19 protein-coding genes are annotated in these 15,896 nt (G+C 70.6%); 11 read left to right on the plus strand and 8 right to left on the minus strand.

The window, feature by feature from the left end:
* Positions 1 to 120: 120 nt before the first annotated feature.
* Genes V6S02_RS08410 through V6S02_RS08435 form a run of 6 tightly spaced genes read left to right on the plus strand, consistent with a single transcriptional unit; the run spans position 121 to position 6,690 of the window.
* Positions 121 to 813, plus strand: coding sequence for an NUDIX hydrolase (locus V6S02_RS08410; protein ID WP_336400494.1), 693 nt, complete (start codon positions 121 to 123; stop codon positions 811 to 813).
* Complete coding sequence (gene nadA, locus V6S02_RS08415; protein WP_336400495.1) at positions 810 to 2,156, plus strand: quinolinate synthase NadA; 1,347 nt, start codon at positions 810 to 812, stop codon at positions 2,154 to 2,156. The genes V6S02_RS08410 and nadA overlap by 4 nt, the downstream gene beginning before the upstream one ends.
* Positions 2,153 to 3,736, plus strand: a complete 1,584-nt coding sequence (nadB, locus tag V6S02_RS08420; RefSeq protein ID WP_336400496.1) for an L-aspartate oxidase — start codon at positions 2,153 to 2,155, stop codon at positions 3,734 to 3,736. Before nadA ends, nadB begins: the two co-directional genes overlap by 4 nt.
* On the plus strand, positions 3,730 to 4,596 hold the full coding sequence (gene nadC / locus V6S02_RS08425) for a carboxylating nicotinate-nucleotide diphosphorylase (protein WP_336400497.1): 867 nt from the start codon (positions 3,730 to 3,732) through the stop codon (positions 4,594 to 4,596). Before nadB ends, nadC begins: the two co-directional genes overlap by 7 nt.
* A gap of 16 nt (positions 4,597 to 4,612) precedes the next feature.
* Positions 4,613 to 5,752: a cysteine desulfurase family protein gene (locus tag V6S02_RS08430; RefSeq protein ID WP_336400805.1), complete on the plus strand. Its 1,140-nt coding sequence runs from the start codon at positions 4,613 to 4,615 to the stop codon at positions 5,750 to 5,752.
* On the plus strand, positions 5,749 to 6,690 hold the full coding sequence (locus tag V6S02_RS08435; protein WP_336400498.1) for a glycosyltransferase family 2 protein: 942 nt from the start codon (positions 5,749 to 5,751) through the stop codon (positions 6,688 to 6,690). The genes V6S02_RS08430 and V6S02_RS08435 overlap by 4 nt, the downstream gene beginning before the upstream one ends.
* Positions 6,691 to 6,692: 2 nt before the next feature.
* Here the strand turns inward: V6S02_RS08435 and V6S02_RS08440 are convergent, their stop codons facing one another.
* A complete protein-coding gene (locus tag V6S02_RS08440; RefSeq protein WP_336400806.1) occupies positions 6,693 to 8,735 on the minus strand; it encodes an ABC transporter ATP-binding protein in 2,043 nt (680 codons plus the stop codon).
* Positions 8,736 to 8,792: 57 nt separating this feature from the next.
* Between V6S02_RS08440 and V6S02_RS08445 the strand changes: the two genes are divergently transcribed.
* The 3 genes from V6S02_RS08445 (at position 8,793) to V6S02_RS08455 (ending at position 11,298) form a co-directional block, all read left to right on the plus strand.
* The gene (locus V6S02_RS08445; protein ID WP_141939073.1) at positions 8,793 to 9,002 is read left to right on the plus strand and encodes a hypothetical protein; all 210 of its coding nucleotides are present in this window, start codon (positions 8,793 to 8,795) and stop codon (positions 9,000 to 9,002) included.
* Positions 9,003 to 9,143: 141 nt separating this feature from the next.
* Entirely contained in the window at positions 9,144 to 10,661 is a 1,518-nt protein-coding gene (locus V6S02_RS08450; RefSeq protein WP_124293577.1) for an MDR family MFS transporter, read from the plus strand.
* Between the two features lie 88 nt (positions 10,662 to 10,749).
* On the plus strand, positions 10,750 to 11,298 hold the full coding sequence (locus V6S02_RS08455; protein ID WP_124293578.1) for a type 1 glutamine amidotransferase domain-containing protein: 549 nt from the start codon (positions 10,750 to 10,752) through the stop codon (positions 11,296 to 11,298).
* Between the two features lie 36 nt (positions 11,299 to 11,334).
* On the opposite strand, the gene V6S02_RS08460 is transcribed toward V6S02_RS08455, so the two are convergent.
* Positions 11,335 to 11,478: a hypothetical protein gene (locus V6S02_RS08460; RefSeq protein ID WP_164478184.1), complete on the minus strand. Its 144-nt coding sequence runs from the start codon at positions 11,476 to 11,478 to the stop codon at positions 11,335 to 11,337.
* Between the two features lie 42 nt (positions 11,479 to 11,520).
* Complete coding sequence (locus V6S02_RS08465) at positions 11,521 to 12,369, minus strand: Fpg/Nei family DNA glycosylase (protein ID WP_336400499.1); 849 nt, start codon at positions 12,367 to 12,369, stop codon at positions 11,521 to 11,523.
* Between the two features lie 57 nt (positions 12,370 to 12,426).
* Between V6S02_RS08465 and V6S02_RS08470 the strand changes: the two genes are divergently transcribed.
* Entirely contained in the window at positions 12,427 to 12,789 is a 363-nt protein-coding gene (locus V6S02_RS08470) for a hypothetical protein (protein WP_336400500.1), read from the plus strand.
* Here the strand turns inward: V6S02_RS08470 and V6S02_RS08475 are convergent.
* On the minus strand, positions 12,786 to 13,115 hold the full coding sequence (locus V6S02_RS08475; RefSeq protein WP_124293581.1) for a hypothetical protein: 330 nt from the start codon (positions 13,113 to 13,115) through the stop codon (positions 12,786 to 12,788). The genes V6S02_RS08470 and V6S02_RS08475 overlap by 4 nt on opposite strands.
* Positions 13,116 to 13,194: 79 nt before the next feature.
* A complete protein-coding gene (locus tag V6S02_RS08480; protein ID WP_124293582.1) occupies positions 13,195 to 13,422 on the minus strand; it encodes a hypothetical protein in 228 nt (75 codons plus the stop codon).
* Between the two features lie 98 nt (positions 13,423 to 13,520).
* On the opposite strand from V6S02_RS08480, the gene V6S02_RS08485 reads away from it, so the two are divergent.
* Positions 13,521 to 13,913: a PPOX class F420-dependent oxidoreductase gene (locus V6S02_RS08485; protein ID WP_336400501.1), complete on the plus strand. Its 393-nt coding sequence runs from the start codon at positions 13,521 to 13,523 to the stop codon at positions 13,911 to 13,913.
* A gap of 10 nt (positions 13,914 to 13,923) precedes the next feature.
* Here V6S02_RS08485 and V6S02_RS08490 read toward each other — a convergent pair whose 3' ends face one another.
* The 3 genes from V6S02_RS08490 to V6S02_RS08500 all read right to left on the minus strand — a co-directional run bounded on the left by V6S02_RS08490 (position 13,924) and on the right by V6S02_RS08500 (position 15,783).
* Complete coding sequence (locus V6S02_RS08490) at positions 13,924 to 14,487, minus strand: alpha/beta fold hydrolase (RefSeq protein ID WP_336400502.1); 564 nt, start codon at positions 14,485 to 14,487, stop codon at positions 13,924 to 13,926.
* 73 nt (positions 14,488 to 14,560) lie between these two features.
* A complete protein-coding gene (locus V6S02_RS08495; protein ID WP_336400503.1) occupies positions 14,561 to 15,271 on the minus strand; it encodes an anti-sigma factor in 711 nt (236 codons plus the stop codon).
* Positions 15,271 to 15,783 (minus strand): sigma-70 family RNA polymerase sigma factor, encoded by a 513-nt coding sequence (locus V6S02_RS08500; protein WP_336400504.1) that lies wholly within the window; start codon positions 15,781 to 15,783, stop codon positions 15,271 to 15,273. The genes V6S02_RS08495 and V6S02_RS08500 overlap by 1 nt, the downstream gene beginning before the upstream one ends.
* Positions 15,784 to 15,896: the final 113 nt, after the last annotated feature.

Here is a 15,896-nt window from a genome sequence, read left to right on the forward strand (position 1 = left end):
GCCACCAGCGTACGGCGCTCGCCTGTGACATCACCGAAGCGGAGCCGCAGGGCGTCGCATTTGCCTTCAGGTCGCAATGACAATAAGATGAGACCACCTTAGAGTCAGGATGACAAGAACATGGATCCCGAAGTCGAGGACATCCGCGTGGCGGTGTCGACGGTGATCTTCTCGCTGCGCACGCCCCGGCCCGGTTTCGCGCCCGCGGTCGTCCTCCCGCTCGTCAAGCGCACCCGGGATCCCTTCGAGGGACTGTGGGCGCTTCCCGGCGGGTGGTTTGGAGCCTGCGAGGGACTGGATGCCGCGGCATCCCGCACCCTCGGCGAGACCACGGGTCTCGCTCCGAGCTACCTCGAGCAGCTCTACGCGTTCGGCGCGGTCGACCGCTCCCCCACCCGCGTCGTGTCGATCGTCTACTGGGCGCTGCTGCGCCCCGAAGAGGTCTCCGATGTCGAGAACGTCGGGTGGTTCGACGCCGCCGACCTTCCCCGCCTCGCCTTCGACCACAACGAGATCGTCGAGTACGCCCTATGGCGCCTGCGCAACAAGGTCGGCTACAGCCGGATCGCCCACGGCCTGCTCGCCGACGAGTTCACCCTCGCCGAGCTCCGCGAGGTGTACGAGGCGATCCTCGACAGAAAGCTCGACCCCGCGAACTTCCGGCGCCAGGTGGACACCTCCGCCACCCTCATCCCGACCGACCGGTTCCGCACCGGCAGTCACCGCCCCGCCCGTCTGTACCGCTACAACCGCGATGTGGAGCTCGCCGACCGCGGGCCCCTCTCGCGCTCGCCCGAAACGAGTGTCCGATGACCACCATCCTCCCCACCCCCGCGCTCCGTGAGCCCGTCGACCCCTCGGTCGATCACGAGATCCAGGCGATCGTGACGGGCAGATCGACGACCGAGACCTGCGCGACCGATCTCGCCGCCGGCCCCTGGAACTTCGACGCCCGGCCCGGCTACGGGCCGGGATCGTCGATGGGCGATGTGATCCCCACCGGTGCGCCGCGCCAGGGCGAGCTCCCCCGCGAGTACCGCGAGGCCTCCGAGGCCGAGCTCGCCGACCGCATCCGCGCCGCCAAAGCCGTCCTCGGCGACCGGGTCGTCGTGCTCGGCCACTTCTACCAGCGCGAAGAGGTGATCGTCCACGCCGACTACGTCGGTGATTCGTTCCAGCTGGCCAACGCCGCCCTCGAGCACCCGAGCGCCGAGGCGATCGTGTTCTGCGGCGTGCACTTCATGGCGGAGACCGCCGACCTCCTCTCCCGTCCCGAGCAGGCGGTGATCCTGCCCAACCTCGCCGCGGGCTGCTCGATGGCCGACATGGCCGACATCGACCAGGTCGAGGAGTGCTGGGAGCAGCTCGCCGACGTCTACGGCGACCTGGACACGCCCGATGCGGACGGCTTGGTCCCCGTCATCCCCGTCACCTACATGAACTCCTCCGCCGCGATCAAGGGGTTCGTCGGGCGCCACGGCGGCATCGTCTGCACTTCCTCGAACGCGCGCACCGTGCTCGAATGGGCCTTCGCACGAGGGCGCCGGGTGCTCTTCTTCCCTGACCAGCACCTCGGGCGCAACACCGCCAAGGCGATGGGCGTCCCCCTCGAGCAGATGCCCCTGTGGAATCCGCGCAAGCCGCTCGGCGGCAGCACGACCCGCGAGCTCGAAGACGCCCGCGTCCTCCTGTGGCACGGGTTCTGCTCGGTTCACCGCCGTTTCGCCGTCGACCAGATCGACCGCGCACGCGCCGAGCACCCGGGGGTGCGCGTCATCGTCCACCCCGAGTGCCCGATGGCGGTCGTCGACGCCGCCGACGAGTCCGGCTCGACCGACTACATCCGAAAGGCCATCCAGGCCGCGACCGAACCGACGACGTTCGCCATCGGCACCGAGATCAACCTCGTGCAGCGGCTCGCGGCCGAGCATCCGCAGCACACCATCTTCTGCCTCGATCCCGTGGTGTGCCCGTGTTCGACGATGTACCGCATCCACCCGGGCTACCTCGCCTGGGTGCTCGAAGGACTCGTCCGCGGCGAGGTGCAGAACCGGATCACGGTCCCGGCCGACGTCGCAGACCCCGCCCGGGTGGCTCTCGAACGGATGCTGGCGGCCAAGCCCCCCGCGGATCCCGGACGGAGCGCCGCCTCATGACCCGCACGGCACCCACCGTGCACGCCGTGGTCGTCGGCAGCGGCATCGCCGGCCTCACCGCCGCCCTCCACGCCGTGGAGCGCGGATGCCGGGTGACCCTCGTCACCAAGGACGTCCTCGAGCATGCCAACACCCGCTACGCCCAGGGCGGCATCGCCGGGGTGATGTTCGGCGACGACCGCGTCGAAGACCACATCCGCGACACGATGACCGCGGGCGCGGGACTCAGCGACCCCGACGCCGTCCGCGTCCTCGCCGAGGAGGGGCCCGCGCGCATCCGCGAGCTCATCGCGCTCGGCGTGGCGTTCGATCGCGCACCCGACGGCACCCTCGTGAAAGGGCTCGAGGCTGCCCACTCGTACCCGCGGATCCTCCACGCGGGAGGGGATGCCACGGGTACCGCCGTCGAGAAGGCCCTCGTCGCGCGTCTGCGCGAGAGCGGGGTGACGGTGATCGAGCACGCGTTCCTCATCGACCTCGTGGTCGACGCCGCACGCGTCGTCGGCGTCGAGCTGCTCGTCGGCGAGTCCCCCGACGCGCCGGGTCAGCGGCGCCGGCTCTCCGCCGAGGCGGTCGTGCTCGCCACGGGGGGCGCCGGCGAACTGTACGCCCACTCCACGAACCCCTCGGTGGCGACGGGCGACGGCATCGCCGCCGCGATTCGCGCCGGCGCCGCCGTCGCCGACCTGGAGTTCTTCCAATTCCACCCGACCGTTCTTCCCGAGGACGAGCGGGGCGAGGCCTTCCTCGTCTCGGAGGCGGTGCGAGGAGAGGGCGCCACGCTCATCGACGACACCGGCCGCCGTTTCGTCCTCGATGTCCACCCCGACGGAGAGCTCGCTCCGCGCGATGTGGTCGCGGCCGCGATCGCCGACCGGATGACCCGCCAGGGTGGACGCCCGGTGCGACTGGATGCCACGCACCTGCGGCCCACACTCGCCGAGCGACGCGCGTTCCTGACTCAGCGCTTCCCCACGATCGACGCCGCCGTGCGCCGCCGAGGGTGGGACTGGGCGGCCGAGCCCGTCCCTGTCACGCCCGCGGCGCATTACCTGATGGGGGGCGTCGTGACCGACCTGAACGGGCGCACCTCCCTTCCCGGTCTGTACGCCGTCGGCGAAGTGGCGCGCACCGGCGTCCACGGCGCGAACCGGCTGGCCTCGAACTCCCTGCTCGAGGGCGCGGTGTTCGGCGCACGGGCGGGTGACACGATCGCCGTGGACGCTGTGCGCGACTGGCCGTTCACGCCGGGTGTCGTCCGCAACGTCCCGCCGGCCCTTCCGATCGCCGTGGTCGATCCCGGTCCCTTCGATCGCTCGGCACTGCAGGACCTGCTGTGGACGCATGCCGGGCTCGTTCGCACCGAGCGGGGTCTGGCCGAGGCAGCCGCCGTCCTCCGAGCCTGGAGCGTGACGGCGTCCGCCGCATCGACCGAGAAGGACTACGAGGACGCGAACCTCCTCCTCGTCGGCGCGCACCTCGTCGCTGCGGCTCGGGCGCGTCGGGAGTCCGTCGGGGCGCACGTCCGCGCCGACGCGCCGACGGCGACCGTGCCGGTGGCCCAGGTGGCGTCATGCTGACGCCGGCGGCGATCGACCGGGTCGTCGCCGCGGCCCTCTCCGAGGACGCACCGTGGGGCGATCTCACCAGCGCCGCCTTCATCCCCGCGACGGCGACCGCGCGTGCGGAGCTCGTCGCCCGGGAAGCAGGCGTCGCGAGCGGTCTGGCCGTCTTCGCCTCGGCTTTCCGCCTCACCGACAGCGCGATCACCGTGAGCGTCCTGGTCGAGGACGGCCGTTGGTTCGAGCCCGGCGCTGTGCTCGCGGTCGTCGAAGGGCCGGCGCGCGGCATCCTGACGGCCGAGCGTGTCGCGTTAAACCTGACCCAGCGGATGTCGGGGATCGCGACCCTGACCGCGCGATACGTCGCCGAGGTGGCGCACACTCCGGCCCGCATCGCGGACACCCGGAAGACCACGCCGGGCCTTCGCGCGCTCGAGCGCCAGGCGGTGCGCGACGGCGGCGGACACAACCACCGCTTCTCGCTGTCGGACGCCGTGATGGTCAAGGACAACCATCTGGCCGTCCTCACCGCCGGCGGCGCCTCGGTCACCGACGCCCTCCGCACCGCCATGGCGAGTCTTCCCCACACCACCCACGTGGAGGTCGAAGTCGACCGTCTCGACCAGATCGAACCCGTTCTCGCCGCACGCGTGGACACGATCATGCTCGACAACTTCTCGCCGGACGATCTTCGTCGCGGGGTCGCGATCGTGGCCGGTCGCGCCATCGTGGAGGCCTCGGGCGGGGTGTCGCTGGAGACGGTGGGCGCCATCGCCGAGACCGGCGTCGACGTCATCTCGGTCGGAGCCCTCACGCATTCCGCCCGCGCGTTGGATCTGGGACTGGACATCCGGGTCACGCCGGCGGACGTCGGCTGATGGACGCGTGATGTCACTGCTCTATCTCGACAACGCCGCCACGACTCCGGTGCGACCGGAGGTCGTCGAGGCCATGACGCCGTATCTGAGCCGCTGGTTCGGAAACCCGTCGAGTCACCACACCGTCGGCGAGGCCGCTGCCGCCGCCCTCGAAGACGCCCGCGCGCGCGTGGCGAGGGTCGTGGGGATGCGGCCCGGCGACATCGTCTTCACCTCGGGCGGCACCGAGGCCGACAACCTCGCGGTGAAGGGGATCGCGATCGCGGCCCAGCAGCATCGCGCCGCGCGTCACGTGGTGACCTCGCCCATCGAGCACGAGGCGATCCTGGAGTCGGTGGATTTCCTCAGGCGCATCCACGGCTTCGCGGTGACCATGCTTCCCGTCGACCACGACGGCCGGATCGACCCCGCGGAGGTCGCCGGTGCCCTTCGGGAGGACACAGCCCTCGTCGCCGTCGGCTACGCCAACAACGAGGTGGGCACGGTGCAGGATGTGGCGGCGATCGCCACCGTCACCGGCGCCCGACGCATCCCCCTCCATCTCGATGCGGTGCAGGCCGCCGGATGGCTCCCCCTCGCCGGCACCGGAGCCGACAGTCTCGCGATCGCCGGCCACAAGGTCGGCGCCCCCAAGGGGACGGGAGTCCTCGTCGTTCGGGGCCGTGTCCCCGTCGAACCGCTGTTCCACGGCGGCGGGCAGGAGCGGGGGCGCCGAAGCGGAACCGAAGACGTCGCCGGCGCGGTGGCCCTCGCGACGGCGCTCGAACTGGCCGAAGCCGAACGGGTGACCAGCAGCGCGCGTGCGAGCGCCACACGGGACCGCTTCATCGCGGGCGTGCGCACTCGGGTGCCCGAGGCCCGACTCACCGGCCACCCCACCGAGAGACTTCCCGGAACGGCGAGCTTCGTCTTCCCCGGCACCTCCGGCGAGGCGATCCTGCTCGAGCTCGAGCGACGAGGAGTGGTGTCCTCCAGCGGATCGGCGTGCGCGGCAGGCAGCGATGAGCCCTCGCACGTCCTGCTCGCGATGGGATTCGCGCCCGAGGTCGCGCAGACCGCCGTCCGATTCAGCTTCCCCCACCACCCGGACCTGGATGCCGACGGGTTGGCCGACCAGGTCGCCGCGGCCGTCCGGGCGGTACGATCGGCCCCGTGACACCCGCCCTCACCGTCATCGTCCCGGGGTTCGACGTCGGGCCCTGGGTGGCGGAGGCGCTGGCGTCACTGCAGGCCCAGTCGTTCCGCGCGTGGCGCGCCGTGCTCGTCGACGACGGCTCCACCGACGACACCGCGGAGATCTTCGCGGCGGCTGCCGCGGAGGACGAGCGTTTCTCGGTGATCAGCCACGCCGGACGGCGCGGCCTGGCTGCGGCTCGCAACACGGGCCTGGGCCTGGTCGACACCCCCTATCTGGCCTTCCTCGACGGAGACGACCGCTTCACACCCACCGCTCTCGAGCGCCTCATCAGCGTCCTCGACGACACCGGCAGCGACTTCGTCGTGGGCGCCTACGTGCGGCTGCGAGCCGACGAGAGCGGGGCCTACGCCGCAGGACCTGTCCAGCCCTGGGTCGCCGCCGCGACCGACCCCGAGCGTCGACGCACCTCCCTCCAGGAGCATCCTGCGGCATCGGGCAACATCGTCGCCTGGTCCAAGGTCAGCAGGCATGACTTCTGGCAGCGCGCGGGGCTGCGTTTCCCGGAGGGGCGGCTGTACGAGGATCAGATCCTCGCCCAGCGGATGTACGCCGCCGCGCGGTCGTTCGATGTGATCCCCGATGTCGTGGTCGAATGGCGCGAACGCGCGGACGGGTCGTCGATCACCCAGCACAGGGAGGCCCTACCGGTGCTGCGCGACTATCTCGACGGACTCCGTGGCGGGCTCGAGATCCTGGATGCCGCGGGGCACCCGTCCGCCGTGCGCGCGCGGATCGAGCTCATCCTGACCCTGGATCTTCCGCCCCTCGTGAGCATCGCCCGCACCCATCCCGACGACGCCTACCGGCGCGCACTGGGCGCCTTCGTCCGCGACCTGCAGGGGCGCGGGTCGGACCGCGTCGTCACGCCGGAGGTGTCGGCCGCCGCCCTCTGGTGAGCTCAGGGCAGCGGACGGTCGGGGAGGACGACGACCGGCTCGGTGAGCAGCCGCGCGACCTCCTCGCGATCGCGCCGGAGCTCGGCGTCGATCTGCGGCTCGGGCGCCCCGTCCGGCGCGCGGTCCGCTCGACGGTCGGGGAGGTCGGCCGGCTCGTCTTCGGCCTCCGCCTCGAGCACCCGCGTCGTGGCGAGCTGCTGCGCGGCGAGCTCGGCGTAGAGTCCCCCCGCGGCCACGAGCTCGCTGTGCGTCCCCGACTCCACGATCCGCCCGGCCTCGATCACGTGGATGACGTCGGCGGCGATGACGGTCGACAGGCGGTGGGCGATCGAGAGCGTGGTCCGCCCCTTGGCCGCGGCGTCGAGCGCCTCCTGCACCACCCGCTCCGAGACGGTGTCCAGGGCCGATGTCGCCTCGTCCAGGAGCAGGACGGGCGGGTCTTTCAGCAGAACCCGCGCGATCGCGATCCGCTGCTTCTCACCGCCCGACAGCCGGTAGCCGCGCTCGCCGACCACGGTGTCGTACCCGCGCTCGAATCCGGTGATGACGTGGTGGATGTTCGCTGCTCGGCACGCCGACTCGAGCTCGGCGTCGGTTGCATCGGGCTTGGCGTACCGGAGGTTCTGCCGAATCGTGGCGTGGAAGAGATACGTCTCCTGCGGGACGATCCCGATCCGGTCGATGATCGACTCCTGGGTGAGATGGCGCACGTCCTCGCCGGCGAAGAGCACGGCGCCGTCACCGGCCTCGTAGAAGCGGGGCGTCAGATAGAGCACGGTGGTCTTCCCCGCCCCCGAGGGTCCGACGAAGGCGACGTGCTGCCCGGGCTCCGCGACGAACGAGATGCCGGCGAGGGTGGGCCGCGTCTGCGGTGCCGCATCGGGGTAGCGGAACACCACGTCGCGGAACTCGATCCGCCCCACAGGTCCGGGGGCATCGGCGACGTCGATCGCGTCGGGAGCATCGCTGATGGCAGGAGTGAGGTCGAGGTACTCGAAGATGCGGGCGAACAGAGCGGCGGATGTCTGCAGATCCAGGGCGACGCGCATGAGACCCATGAGCGGCATGAGCAGTCGCGCCTGCACCGTGGTGAAGGCGACGATCGTGCCCGCCGTGATCGCGTCGGCGCCGCCGGTCACCAGAAGCCCGGCGACCAGGTAGATCACGGCCGGCACGCTGGACATGAGCACCTGCACGACGGCGAAGAAGCCCTGACCGCTCATCGCCCGCCGCACCTGCAGTCGTACCTGGTTGACGTTCTCGTCGGCATAGCGCGCCGATTCGGTGCGCTGCCGGTTGAACGACTTCGACAGCAGGATGCCCGAGACGCTGAGCGTCTCCTGCGTGATCGAGGTCAGCTCCGACAGCGACTCCTGGGTCTCTCCGGCGATCCGCGCGCGCACCTGACCGACGCGGCGCTGGACGATGACGAGGAACGGCATCATGACAACGGCGATGATCGTCAGGCGCCAGTCGATGATGATCATCGCGACGAGCGACGCGATGACGGTGACGACGTTGCCGAGGATGCTCGTGACGGTGTTGGTGAGGACGCCGGAGACCCCGCCGACGTCGTTCTGCAGTCGGGACTGGATGACGCCCGTCTTGGTCCGGGTGAAGAAGGCCAGTTCCATCGCCTGGAGGTGATCGAAGAGGCGCACTCGAAGATCGCCCGTCACGCGATTGCCCACGGTCGAGGTGAGCCACGTCTGGACCACGCCCAGCACGGCGGAGAGGAGGAACAAGCCGATCATGATCGCGACGAGCCGGGCGAGGAGGGGGATGTCGGGTGATCCCCCGTCGACGGGAAACAGGGCGTCGTCGAAGATCCGCTGCACCAGGAGCGGCGGGATGACCGCGACACCGGCGCCGACGACGACGAGGATGCCCGTCAACGTGATTCGTCCGAGGTACGGCCGGAAGAGGGCCACGACGCGGCGGCCCAGGTTCGGGATCTTCGGCGCCTGGGCGTTCAGCCGGCGCTGCGCTTCGATGTCGACCGGCCGGAAGCCGCCGGGAGCTCCCCCGCCGCCTCCCCCGCGCATACTCACCTTCGCCAGCCTACTGACGCCCACCCCCACCGGCTCGGTAGGGTGTGACCCATGAGCGAGACCACTCCGGAACAGCCCGCCCGCGACGGGGAGGACCTCGCCGAGATCCGTGCAGAGATCGACGAGTTGAAGGCCGTGCCGGAGGAGGAGCTGGTGTCCCCGACACCGGCGGGACTCCTGGCCGCCGAGCCCGAGCCCGAGCCCACCGATCCGATCGGGTCGGCGGACGACGACGACACCGAGCCGACCACCGCGCTCTGACGATCCGGCGAGAACGGATCCGCCTCCGACGGGAATGCCCTGTCGGAGGTGGCGGTTAGCCTCAGACAGTCCTCGCGGATCACGCGCGCGCGTGCGTCGTCCGTGAACCTCCGCTTTCTTCCGCCCGCCCTGAGGAGCCCCGTGGCAGCCACCGACACCGTCCCCACCGCCGGCGCCGTTCGCGACGCCGCGACGCCCGCGACGCTCAGCCCGATCGAGAGCCGCATCATCTGGCTGTTGCTGGCCGCAGCGTTCGTGGCGATCCTGAACGAGACCACGATGGGCATCGCGATCCCGCGTCTCATCGTCGACCTCGGAATCACCGCCGTCGCCGCCCAGTGGCTGACGACCGCCTTCATGCTGACGATGGCCGTCGTGATCCCCATCACGGGCTTCCTCCTGCGCCGATTCACGACCCGGCAGATGTTCATCGCCGCGATGAGCCTGTTCTCGCTCGGTACCCTGATCGCGTTCCTGTCCCCCGGCTTCCCCATGCTCCTGGTCGCCCGCGTCGTGCAGGCGTCGGGAACGGCGATCATGATGCCGCTGCTCATGACGACGATCATGAACGTCGTCCCGCCGCAGTCCCGCGGGCGCATGATGGGGCGGGTCAGCATCGTCATCTCCCTCGCTCCGGCCATCGGCCCGTCACTGTCGGGCTTCCTCATCGACACGGTCGGCTGGCGCTGGAACTTCGGTGTCGTCCTCCCGATCGCCCTGGTCGCCCTCGCCGTCGGGGCGATCTGGATCCGCAACCTCGGTGAGACCACGCGCGCCCCGATCGACGTGCTCTCGGTGATCCTCTCCGCCCTCGGCTTCGGCGGCCTGGTCTATGGACTGAGCCAGATCGGCGGCGCCGCGGCGGCACATGGCGGCACCGCCGCCGAGGAGGCGTCGGCGTCGGCCACCGCGACCGTCTCCCTCGTCGTGGCGTTCTCGGTCGGTGTGATCGCGCTGGCGCTCTTCGCCTGGCGGCAGATCCGGCTGCAGCGCACCGACGACGCCCTGCTCGACCTGCGGGTGTTCACCTTCCGCAACTTCAGCTTCGCCACCGGCCACATGACGCTGCTCTCGGCGGCCTTCTTCGGGATCATCACCGTGCTGCCGCTCTACGCGCAGAACGTGGTGGGCCTCGACCCGTTCATGTCGGGCCTCATCGTCCTGCCCGGCGCCCTGGCCATGGGTCTCGCGGGCCCGATCGTGGGTCGCATCTACGACCGGTACGGCACTCGGGTCCTTCTCGTCCCGGGCACCGTGATCGCCGTCGGGATGCTGTGGGTCTTCACGATGTTCACCGCGACCACGCCGGTCTGGGCCATCGCCGCGGGCCAGACCGCGCTGTCGATCGGTCTCGCACTGTCGTTCACGCCGCTCTTCACGGCGTCGCTGGCGTCGCTTGATCGGAAGTACTACTCGTACGGCTCGGCGGTGGTCGGAACGGTGCAGCAGGTCGCCGGGGCAGCCGGCATCGCCCTGTTCATCACCGTGATGTCGAGCGTGCAGGCCGCCGCCGAGGCGTCCGGCGCTGAAGATGCGGGCGCGCAGGGCGCTCACGCAGCGTTCCTCCTCGCAGCGATCGTGTCGCTGCCGCTGCTGTTCAGCGCCTTCCTGGTGCGCAAGCCCGCCGACGAAGGGCTTCCCCTCCCCGCGGCGCACTGAGGCGTAGCCGTCACGGTTGTCGGGGGCAAGTCCCGGTCCGAGACGGCGGACCGGCCTAGCGTGGGGGCACCCCACGAAAGGAAGTGTCATGGCCGAACTGAACGGCAAGACCGTCGCGTTCCTCCTCACCGACGGTTACGAGGACAGCGAATTGACCAGTCCCTGGCAGGCGGTGACGGACGCCGGCGCCCAGGCGCACCTGATCTCCCCCGCATCGGGGAGTGTGACCGGCAAGAAGGGACACGAGCAGGCGGTCGACGTGGCTGTCACCGCCGCCGACGCGGCATCCTACGACGCCCTGGTGCTGCCCGGCGGCGTCGTCAACGCCGACCATCTGCGAATGGACGAGGCCTCGGTGGCCTTCGCCCGCGCCTTCTTCTCCCAGCAGAAGCCGGTCGGCGTCATCTGCCACGGCGCCTGGATCCTCATCGAGGCCGGCGCGGTCGACGGCCGCACACTCACGAGCTATCCGAGCTTGAAGACGGATCTGACCAATGCCGGGGCCCGGTGGGTGGACGAGGAGGTCGTCGTCGACCAGGGACTCGTCTCGAGCCGGACACCCGACGACCTCCCGGCGTTCAATGCGAAGGTCGTCGAGGAGATCGCCGAGGGCACGCACGCCGGTCAGACGCTCTGAGCGGCGTCGCGGGCGTGCGCGGAGTGGGCTGAGGACTCAGACGCCGCAGGCGCTGCCCCCACAGCACGAGCCCGCAGCTGCACCCGGCGCACCCAGGAGGTTCTCGCCCGGGACCAGGGGCTTGGCGTCGTCATCGGTCTGCGCGGCGGGGATCTGGGTGGCGGAGGTCTGAGTCGTCATCCCTCCATGCTAATCCGATCCCCGCTGCGCGGACGGGCCGGCTCAGTCGACTGAGCCCTGACACACCGGACAGTACTGGGCGGCTCCCTTCGAGCCGGGGACGTCCTCGACGATGCCTCCGCAGACCGGGCAGGCCTCGCCCGTCCGTCCGTGCACCCTCATCGACGCGGCCTTGGCCTGTTTCAATCGCGGCAGCGGGATGCTGCGTCGTGCACGTACCGCCTCGGACAGCTCGTCGCGGATCGCCTCGAAAAGCACCTCCCTCTCGCCGTCGTCGAGGGCCGCCGCATGCGTCGTCGGGGCGATCTTCGCGCGATGCAGGATCTCGTCGGAATAGGCGTTGCCGATACCGGAGATGCTCTCCTGCTCTTGCAGAAGAGCCTTGAGCTGCTTGCGCCGGCCGAGGGTGATCCGGTCGAAATCGGCCCGGGTGTAGGTCGGCGACATCGGGTCGGGTCCGAGCTTCTTCACCGCGGGCACGTCCTGGGGGTGGTCCACGAGCGACAGGGCCAGCGAGAGCCATTCGCCGGCGTCGGTGAACTCCAGCGCGGTGTCGTCGTCGAGGTCGAGCGTGGCGATCACCGCAGCCGGCGGCGTCGAAGCACCGGACGAGTCTGCGGTCTCGTCGTCAGCCGCTTCCGCATCGACGCGGTGACGGACCCACCCGGCGCGGCCGAGGGTGACCACGAGGTCTCCTCGATCGGTGTCGATGTCCAGGTGCTTGCCGAAGCGCGTGACGCCCGTGATCGTCGCGCCGACGAGCCCCTCGGCCGGTCGGTCCCGCGTCTTCCACGAACGGAACTCACCCACGTCCACACCGATGATCCGGCGATGGGTCACGGCGTCGTCGAGGACGTCGGCGAGAACCTGGACTTCGGGCGACTCGGGCATGCGGTCATCCTTTCATCGACGGCCGCGATGCGGCATCCGCCTGTCTACAATCTCGGGATGGCGACCGCGAGGATCTGGTGTCGGAGCAGAAGCGCCGGCGCGGTGTGCACCCGCCCCACCGGCCACCCGGGCCTCCACAACCGCGTCGGCACCGGAAAGATGTGGTCGGACGCGGCGGCTGATCCCCCGTGGTGCGGAGGAAGCGGCACGAGGACGTCGGCCGCCCCGTCGCTGCCGGGTGGGTTTCCGCACGGCCGGGCCGTGTGCCCGGTCTGCTGGGGTTTCGTCGCCCTCGAGGACGGTGTGCTCGAGGACCACGACGCGTTCGCGGGGCCCGCCGACGACCGCGACGCCGCCGACCGCGCCGCATGGTTCAACACGTACGGTTGGTTCGACGGCGCTGCGGCGCCGTCGCCCTAGAACTCCTCGCCCCAGTTCAGCCCCTCACCGGAAGCGGAGGCGACCCGCATCACGGGTCGCTGCTCCCTCGTCAGAGACTGCAGCTGCGCCACCACGTCGGGCGCCGAGAGCTCCGCCCCCGACAGCGGGGCGTCCTTCACCACGATCTGACTTGCCGGCCCCACCAGGAACGTCGCCCCCACCGTGGAGCCGTCGGGCTCTCGGACCGGGATCTCGACGATGTGGGCGGCGTGGGCAGCACCCAGGGATTCGCTGTATTCCAGGAGAGCCGTCGCGAGGTCATCCCCCGTCAGGAACTCGCTCCCGGCGTAGACGATGACTTTCATGCCTCATGTCTACTCCGGCGATACGACCGAAGGGGGCCCCCTTGCCAACCCGGGGCCGGCGCGGTAGGCGCTCCGGCGCTCAGGCGCCGGGGTCGATATCCTGCTCGGGATCGACGCTCTGACCGGTCGGAGTGCGGAAGTGCGTCGGCAGCAGCGGCGGCTCGCCGCTTTCGGACGCGCTGCCGTCCTCGGGCTCGATGAAGACATCCGGCTCCGACTCATCGCCGCGCGAGTGGTTCTCGCGCTGGAACGGAGAATCGTCGTCACGGCGCGGCGGGAGGGGCAGGAACGGATCAGCCATGGACATGAGCCGAGTGTGCCAGCCGGGCGTCGTCGACGGGTGGGATCCCGCTGGGAATCGCTGATCCCGCCCCGAGGCCCTGCACAGCAGGTAGCGTGCCGAGAATGGCCTCCGATGATCTGATCGCCCTCGCGGCCGAGGAATTCGTCTCGCTCACCACATTCCGGCGCAACGGTATCGGAGTGCCGACGACCGTCTGGGTCGCCCGTGACGCAGACCGGCTCGTGGTCACCACGGGCGCCGACAGCGGAAAAGTGAAGCGGATCCGCAGAAACCCCGCCGTGACGCTGCGCCCGAGCGACCGCGCCGGCAGGGTCGACCCCGGCGCGGCGATCGTCTCAGCGACCGCGACGATCCAGCACGACGTGGACGAGATCGAGCGGTGCACCGCGCTCTTCCACGCGAAGTACGGTCTTCAGGCCCGCATGATCCTCGGGCTCGGGCGGGTGCTGAGTCGTGACGGCAGGAACCGCGTCATCCTGCACCTCGAGGGCTGAGCAGCGCGGGTCAGTCCCAGTCGAGGTACTCCTCGATGAACAGCGCCGTCTCGATCGGGTGCGACATCGGGAAGAGGTGGTCGCCCGAGACCGTGCGCACGGTCGCCCGGTCGGCAGCCGACGCCTGGAGACGCTCCCCGTTCGCCGGCGGGGTCACCGCGTCATCCGTCCCCTGGATGATGAGGATCGGAATGCCCGGTGCGAGCGGAAGATCGGTGTCCTCCGCTCCGAGGAGCAGCAGACCGTCGACGCGCGCCGTGTGCTCGGCCGCCACCGCCCGCGCGACCGTGCCACCGGGGCCGTGTCCACCGACCCAGGAATCGTCGAGGCCCACGTGGTCGAGGACGGCCATGACATCCGCCACACGCTCGGCGACGGTGGCATCGCCGTCGGCGGGCTCGTCGATGCGGATGATGCGGAACCCGGCCTCCTCGGCGAGATAGTGCGCGATGGCGCCCAGCGCGTCGCCCTCGAGGCTGTGCTCGGGGATGAGGACGAGCGAGACCGGCCCTTCGCCCTCGTCGATGAACGGGATGACGCGGGCGTCGCGCGTGACGGTCTGCAGGTCGGGCATCGGGATCCTCTCGAGTCGGTGCGGCGGGCTCTCGGGCCCGGACAATGCCTCGAGGAGCCTACCCGGTGGCGTCTCAGGCCTCGGGCAGATCCGCCTGCGCGAGGATCGATCGATCCTCCGAGCGGACCTCGAGACGCACCGCCTCGGTGCGCATCACGGCGGCGTTGAGGCGGCACTCGATCGGCACCTCCGAGCCCAGCATCGCTCCCGCGGAGTATTCCACACCGGATTCGTCGATCAGGACGACCTCGTAGGTCGCGCCGACGTCGAGCCCCGTGGCTTCGACGACCGTCTCGGTGCCCCAGGTGTGGGCCACGAGGTCCGCCTCGATCCCGACACCGTCGGGCACACCGTTCAGATCGACCGGTTCGATCGCCCCGAGCGTCCCGGGCGGTCCCGATGGCGTCGTGACCGCCGGATCGGGCCAGGACACGCCGACGGCCACGCCGGCGACCAGGCACGCAGCGGCCACGAGCGGAGCGATCCACCCGCGCGGACCGCGTGCGGGCGTCGCGGTGACCGGCGACCCCGTCGCGCGGGACACGGTCTCCGCGTCGACGGCGCGGAGGATGCGGTCGCCGAGCGCATCGGTATCGCGAGGCGGGGTCCAGGTGACATCGCCCTCGCGGAGCCGACCCGACAGCGCGGCCAGCTCGCGGAACTCGTCCTCGACGTCGGGGCGGCGTCGCCGCAGCGCCTCCCACTCTTCGGATTCGCTGGCCGTCAGCTCGCCGGCGAGCGCGGCGGCCATCAGTTCGGCGATGCGGTCATCGGGGGTGCGCATCATTCCTCCTCGGTTTCCTGGAGATGTTTCCGCAGGGCCCTGAGCCCATGGAAGGCCCGCGTCCGCCAGGTGGCGACGGGGATGCCGGTGGCGTCTGCGAGTTCCTGATAGCTGCGCCCCTCGACATGCACCGCCACGACGACCGTACGGTGGGCGTCACTGAGCGCCGCGAGGCCCTCGATGATGCGAAGACGTTCCAGCGGGTCGATGGCGTCCGCCATCCGTGTCTCGATTTCGGCGTCATCGCCGATGCGCGGAAGCCGGGCGCGAGCACGGAGCGCATCCACGATGACGTTGCGCGCGATGGCGAACAGCCAGGTGCGTTCGGTCGCCTTGGCCGCGTCGAAGCGGTCGCGGGAACGCCACGCGCGCAGGAAGGTCTCCTGCACGCAGTCCTCGGCGAGCGGACGGTCGCGAAGGGCGTTGACGGCGTACCCCAGGAGAGCGCCGCCGTTCTCTGCGAAGGCCCGTCGGACGTCGAAGTCCTCCGTCGGGCGCGGGTCCGAGGTCATCCTCTCCCCCTCGTCCCGTCGTGCGCTGATTGCCACCCCGTCTCCTCACAAGCTAGTGATCGCCCGGGCGCCGGGACGGCCTCGCGATCACCAGGTGATACCGCCGGCAGCGT

The sequence above is a fragment of the Microbacterium sp. CCNWLW134 genome, from assembly GCF_037083565.1.
Lineage (GTDB): Bacteria > Actinomycetota > Actinomycetes > Actinomycetales > Microbacteriaceae > Microbacterium.

Excerpts from the sequence above, each read along its gene's own strand:
- V6S02_RS08410 (WP_336400494.1), top strand. The coding sequence starts at position 121 with ATGGATCCCGAAGTCGAGGACATCCGCGTGGCGGTGTCGACGGTGATC.
- nadA (WP_336400495.1), top strand. The coding sequence starts at position 810 with ATGACCACCATCCTCCCCACCCCCGCGCTCCGTGAGCCCGTCGACCCC.
- nadB (WP_336400496.1), top strand. The coding sequence starts at position 2,153 with ATGACCCGCACGGCACCCACCGTGCACGCCGTGGTCGTCGGCAGCGGC.
- nadC (WP_336400497.1), top strand. The coding sequence starts at position 3,730 with ATGCTGACGCCGGCGGCGATCGACCGGGTCGTCGCCGCGGCCCTCTCC.
- V6S02_RS08440 (WP_336400806.1), bottom strand. The coding sequence starts at position 8,735 with ATGCGCGGGGGAGGCGGCGGGGGAGCTCCCGGCGGCTTCCGGCCGGTC.
- V6S02_RS08445 (WP_141939073.1), top strand. The coding sequence starts at position 8,793 with ATGAGCGAGACCACTCCGGAACAGCCCGCCCGCGACGGGGAGGACCTC.
- V6S02_RS08455 (WP_124293578.1), top strand. The coding sequence starts at position 10,750 with ATGGCCGAACTGAACGGCAAGACCGTCGCGTTCCTCCTCACCGACGGT.
- V6S02_RS08460 (WP_164478184.1), bottom strand. The coding sequence starts at position 11,478 with ATGACGACTCAGACCTCCGCCACCCAGATCCCCGCCGCGCAGACCGAT.
- V6S02_RS08465 (WP_336400499.1), bottom strand. The coding sequence starts at position 12,369 with ATGCCCGAGTCGCCCGAAGTCCAGGTTCTCGCCGACGTCCTCGACGAC.
- V6S02_RS08470 (WP_336400500.1), top strand. The coding sequence starts at position 12,427 with ATGGCGACCGCGAGGATCTGGTGTCGGAGCAGAAGCGCCGGCGCGGTG.
- V6S02_RS08475 (WP_124293581.1), bottom strand. The coding sequence starts at position 13,115 with ATGAAAGTCATCGTCTACGCCGGGAGCGAGTTCCTGACGGGGGATGAC.
- V6S02_RS08480 (WP_124293582.1), bottom strand. The coding sequence starts at position 13,422 with ATGTCCATGGCTGATCCGTTCCTGCCCCTCCCGCCGCGCCGTGACGAC.
- V6S02_RS08485 (WP_336400501.1), top strand. The coding sequence starts at position 13,521 with ATGGCCTCCGATGATCTGATCGCCCTCGCGGCCGAGGAATTCGTCTCG.
- V6S02_RS08490 (WP_336400502.1), bottom strand. The coding sequence starts at position 14,487 with ATGCCCGACCTGCAGACCGTCACGCGCGACGCCCGCGTCATCCCGTTC.
- V6S02_RS08495 (WP_336400503.1), bottom strand. The coding sequence starts at position 15,271 with ATGCGCACCCCCGATGACCGCATCGCCGAACTGATGGCCGCCGCGCTC.
- V6S02_RS08500 (WP_336400504.1), bottom strand. The coding sequence starts at position 15,783 with ATGACCTCGGACCCGCGCCCGACGGAGGACTTCGACGTCCGACGGGCC.